Source organism: Streptococcus sp. DD10, assembly GCF_001578805.1.
GTDB lineage: Bacteria > Bacillota > Bacilli > Lactobacillales > Streptococcaceae > Streptococcus.
Genome location: NZ_KQ969157.1, coordinates 7,240 through 12,016, shown reverse-complemented (window position 1 = coordinate 12,016; position 4,777 = coordinate 7,240). Strand labels below are relative to the sequence as shown.

Genomic DNA, 4,777 nt, shown 5'->3' with positions numbered 1-4,777 from the left:
TGCAAACGCCCCATGATTTTCATCAAATCTGGATGGAGGTTTGGTGCCCCAATCTCATAAGCAGCAGCTTCCCCGTACTCACGAATACGATTGTCCATCTCAATACGATTTTTCTCGACTAACTCTTCAATGCGAGCTGGATGAATGCGACCATCCTTAAGGAGGGCTTCCATCGTCATCTTAGCAATCTCTCGTCGAATCGGATCAAAACCAGATAGTACAACTGTCTCAGGAGTATCGTCGATGATCACATCAATTCCTGTTAAACTTTCAAACGTACGGATATTGCGTCCCTCACGACCAATAATCCGTCCCTTCATGCTATCATCAGGAAGATGAACAGTCGTATTGGTTTGCTCAGCCACGTAATCCCCTGCCATCCGTTGCATCGCTTGAACCAAAATATCTTTGGCAAGCTTGTCAGAACGTTCTTTAACCTCTTGCTCCGCCTCACGAATACGTGTTGCGATGTCCTTGGTCAAATCTTCCTCTGTACGGGTCAGAATGATCTCCCTAGCTTCTCCTTGAGATAAAGCGGCAACTCTCTCGAGCTCCTCTTCTTTTTTCTTCTCAAGCTCGTCGATTTGTTTTTCACGCTCATCAATCAGTTTGGTTCGATCGGTTAGACTTTGTTCTTTTGACTCCAAAGTCTTTTCCTTACTGGTTAAATTATCGTCTTTCCGATCCAGACTGGCGGAGCGTTCTGTCAAACGACTCTCCGTCTGTTTCAACTCTAGACGTTCCGCCTTAAACTCAGCGGCAACTTCTTCACGATACTTTCTAGCTTCTTCTTTAGCTTCTAAAAGCGACTCCTGCTTCAAGGCCTTGATTTCTTGCTTGGCTTCCTTGACAATTAAGTCTGCCTCACGTTCTGCCTGACTGCGAATGGTTGTCGCTTCTTGTTCAGCGTTTAAAAGAGTTAGTTCTGTCGCTTCCTTGTCTGCCTTCATCTTAGCAGTAATCAGGAAATAGCCAACAGCTAAACCAACAATGATGGCGGCAAAAACAGAAATAAAACTGTTTACCATGTTTTTACCTCAACTATTAAATTGTTACGATTTTGGAATAAATCCTTCATTATTCTATCATAATTTTAAAGAAATCTCAATGCCCAACTAGGAATAATTTGTATCGCTTTCAACTTTTATTATAGTAAATTTTAGCTAGGAAAATCAAATGACTTTGTGCTATAATAGAGAAAAAAGGAGAAGGATATGACAAAAGAAGTTATTGTTGAAAGTTTTGAATTAGATCATACGATTGTAAAAGCCCCCTATGTTCGCTTGATTGGTGAGGAAACTGGTCCAAAAGGAGATGTCATCTCAAATTATGATATCCGGCTAGTTCAGCCAAATGAAGACTCCATTCCAACTGCTGGTCTCCATACCATCGAGCATCTGCTTGCCATGCTGATTCGTAAACGCATGGATGGCATGATTGACTGCTCACCATTTGGTTGCCGTACTGGTTTTCACATGATTGTTTGGGGACAACATACCGCTACTGAGATTGCTCAGGTCATCAAGGATTCTCTCAAAGAAATCGCTGAGACCACTACTTGGGAAGATGTACCAGGTACGACCATCGAATCGTGTGGAAACTACAAAGATCACAGCCTCTTTTCAGCTAAAGAATGGGCGAAATTAATCCTAGAACAAGGTATTTCAGACGATGCCTTTGAACGTCATGTAATTTAATCAGCTAGGACACCAAAAATCTATAATCAAAAATCGAAGTTGGGACACTCAAATCCAACTTCGATTTTTTAACATAATCGGATTGCAAGTAACCTCATTCGGCAGTTCTTTGCCCTCAAAGCATCCTCTTGTTTTTATCCACAAGCCAATCGGTAAAACCACGAGGAGCGAAATATAAGGAAATTTTCTTCCCCTCTACTCAAAACCAAGAAGTAAGTGGATGCAAAACTGGTTTTATCTGCTATCCTCCACCAATCGTAGACTTATACTCTTCGAAAATCTCTTCAAACCACGTCAGCTTCTCCTTACCGTAGGTATGTGACTGACTTCGTCAGTTCTATCCACAACCTCAAAGCAGTGCTTTGAGCAGCCTGCGCTAGCTTCCTAGTTTGCTCTTTGATTTTAATTGAGTATTATCACAAAGGGGGATAAGGTAGTCTAAACAAGCACATAAAAAGCTGGGTACAAATGCCCAGCTTCTTTTTTTATCATTTGACTGCAAAGTCCATTGAGTTTATTAGTCCTTGCTAAGACTAGCTGACTTGGTTTGTCTACCAGCATAAGCTAGTAAGAGAAGGGTTCCTGCAACTAGAATCGTTGCACTGTTTACAGTTGCTGCGACCACTCCTTGTGCAAATACCTTGTTTGCTGGCTCAGAATAGATTAGAATATCCCCAATCGGTGCGATCACTGCCCAAATCAAAAAGTTTGCAACAAATTGAATCCCATTAAAAATCAAGATTTGACGAGTTCCAAAGATTCCCTCCGTTACGTTGATATACTTGCGGAAAAGTCCCACGATCAAACCAAACAAGCCGCTCGCAATGACCCAAGTCCACCAAGGATTTCCATACTGAAGGGCATCTTTCAAGGCATGTCCGATAAAACCAACTAAAAATCCTGGAATGGGACCAAAAACAAGGGCAAAAAGTGCTTGCACCACGTACTGTAACTGGATACTGGTATTTGGAACAGGCGTTGGGATGCTAATCATCCCAATGACAACAAAGAGGGCCGCACCAATCCCAATCGCAACTACATCTTTAATCGAAATTTTAAAATCTATTAATTTTTTCACGTTTATTTCTCCTTAGTTAAACTAGTTGATTTCCACATTAAGGGTTCTCAATCCGACGGATCTCCAAGGTCCAAGAAGGCCCCACACCGACATTATAAGCCTTAGCAAAGGAACCTTGGTTAATGGCTAAGCCCACACGATAGAGTGAGTTGATGTAGAGAATAGGCTGACCAATCCGCACATCCGCAAAGGACTTACCATAGGTAACTTGGTTTTGGTAAACCAGCATATCGTTATGGTAAATGGTCACTTCAAAGCGATCATCAAAGTTTGGATGGAGTGATTGGAACTCTTCCCGTGTAATCGAGGTCCAAAGCGATCCAAAGCGAACATCTAAAATATCGACCGTTCCACGAACGAGATTGTCCTCAATCACGGTCTCAACCACAGGAATTTCCACAATGTTTTCCACACTCAACTCAGGACCAACCTCTTCAAAACTGATATGCCCACTCGCTAGTTTAGCTCCTGTATAAGCATACACATCCCGACCATGGAAGGTATAAGAATGTTCCGTATTCTGACGGCGATTTTCCACCTCAGAAATCTCTCGAATAGCCACGATCCCCACATGCTTTTTGATAAAGGATAGGGTACCATTGTCCGGAGTGACGATGTATTGATTTTTAGCTGTTTTCGCTACAACGCTCTTGCGTTTTGATCCTACACCTGGATCCACAACGGAAACAAAGGTTGTCCCCTCTGGCCAATAATCCACCGTTTGGAACAAGCGGTAGCTTCCCTCAAAAATATTGTAAGGTGTGATGTCGTGAGTGAGATGGTGGACTTTTAACTCTGGAGCTTCCTCCAAGGCAACTCCTGTCATGGCAGAAACTGCTCCATCCACAAGACCAAAGTCTGACTGTAATACAAGTAAATGATTGTACATAACTTCCCTTTCTATCTCCTTTGAAAAGGAGGTGAGCCATCCTCTACCATAACTTTCCAAAGCAATATTTAACTATCATATCAAAAAAAAGACGTGAAATCTAGAGCTTCTCGTCTTTTTTTCTATAAAAAATACCTATACCTTCCTATAGTTTTTTCCAAGATTCTTTTGATATCTTCGTTCCCTGGATTCCTAGAAAAACACTTCCATGCTTAACTCAGATCAACAGTCGGTAGATGTTTCCAGGTCACTTTTAAGAAGGAATACTAAATCAACCACCTTGTCAAATCAGACAAAATGGTTGATAGAGGATCCTCCTAGACTTTTTTACTAGGTTTGTAGCTTACGAAAATCTGTCCTAGCAGAGCTCCAATACCAGCTCCTACTAAAACTGTCAAGATGAACCAGGAGATAATAGAAGGATCAACTGGTAACATGACCCGATTGATATAGTCTGAACTCTTGCCCCTAGCCGCCAGACTCGCCATATAAGACTTGCGAGCTAGCCACATGAGAAAGATCGGACCGGTATTAACAAATGAAAATACGATAAAGGAGAGAACATTATGTCCTCTGCTACGGTAGTTTCCTTGCTTGGCAATCCCATCAGCTAAAAGACCAAAAAAGAGGCCAGGTAATGCCACAGCAATGAAATGACCTGACAGGAAGAAAAATCCTGCCATAACGAGACCTAGCAGGCTAATGGCTCCAAACTTTGCAACCTTCTCCAAAAGGAGAAAATACACCACGCCCCCAAAGAGCGCAGCAAAGGCTGGTGCATAAAACATACTTCCTGATCGATCAAAAAAGCTTCCTACAAGAGTGCCCAAACCCACACAAAGAAAATACAGCAGAGCAAATGTTCCTGTGCTGGTGAGGTCTTTTTTTGTTAATTTTTCCATTTTTTCTCCTTCTTTCGCCTTTCATGCAAAACTATTTTTATTATACCATCTGGTGTTTAGAAAGTAAATCCTCTTTTGCTTTCTGAAAACAAAAAAGAGCCTGGGACAAAAGTCCTAGCCTCTCAATTATTTTTGGATTGTCGAGCAAGACGCAGTGGTTGAGTGGGCTCTACCACGCTGATTTCATCAGCTTTTACAGCCCTACTCAACT

5 protein-coding genes are annotated in these 4,777 nt (G+C 41.9%); 1 reads left to right on the top strand and 4 read right to left on the bottom strand.

Going from position 1 to position 4,777, the window contains the following annotated elements:
- A partial coding sequence (locus STRDD10_RS11350) for an Rnase Y domain-containing protein (RefSeq protein WP_231853325.1) occupies positions 1-1,028 on the bottom strand: 1,028 nt, incomplete at its 3' end.
- A 186-nt stretch (positions 1,029-1,214) separates the two neighbouring features.
- On the opposite strand from STRDD10_RS11350, the gene STRDD10_RS00035 reads away from it, so the two are divergent.
- The gene (locus STRDD10_RS00035; RefSeq protein ID WP_067191947.1) at positions 1,215-1,697 is read left to right on the top strand and encodes an S-ribosylhomocysteine lyase; all 483 of its coding nucleotides are present in this window, start codon (positions 1,215-1,217) and stop codon (positions 1,695-1,697) included.
- A 517-nt stretch (positions 1,698-2,214) separates the two neighbouring features.
- On the opposite strand, the gene STRDD10_RS00030 is transcribed toward STRDD10_RS00035, so the two are convergent.
- The 3 genes from STRDD10_RS00030 to STRDD10_RS00020 all read right to left on the bottom strand — a co-directional run bounded on the left by STRDD10_RS00030 (position 2,215) and on the right by STRDD10_RS00020 (position 4,566).
- A complete protein-coding gene (locus STRDD10_RS00030) occupies positions 2,215-2,763 on the bottom strand; it encodes an ECF-type riboflavin transporter substrate-binding protein (RefSeq protein WP_067192983.1) in 549 nt (182 codons plus the stop codon).
- A 49-nt stretch (positions 2,764-2,812) separates the two neighbouring features.
- Complete coding sequence (locus tag STRDD10_RS00025) at positions 2,813-3,664, bottom strand: SAM hydrolase/SAM-dependent halogenase family protein (protein WP_067191944.1); 852 nt, start codon at positions 3,662-3,664, stop codon at positions 2,813-2,815.
- Positions 3,665-3,981: 317 nt separating this feature from the next.
- The gene (locus STRDD10_RS00020) at positions 3,982-4,566 is read right to left on the bottom strand and encodes an MptD family putative ECF transporter S component (RefSeq protein WP_067191941.1); all 585 of its coding nucleotides are present in this window, start codon (positions 4,564-4,566) and stop codon (positions 3,982-3,984) included.
- Positions 4,567-4,777 lie beyond the last annotated feature (211 nt).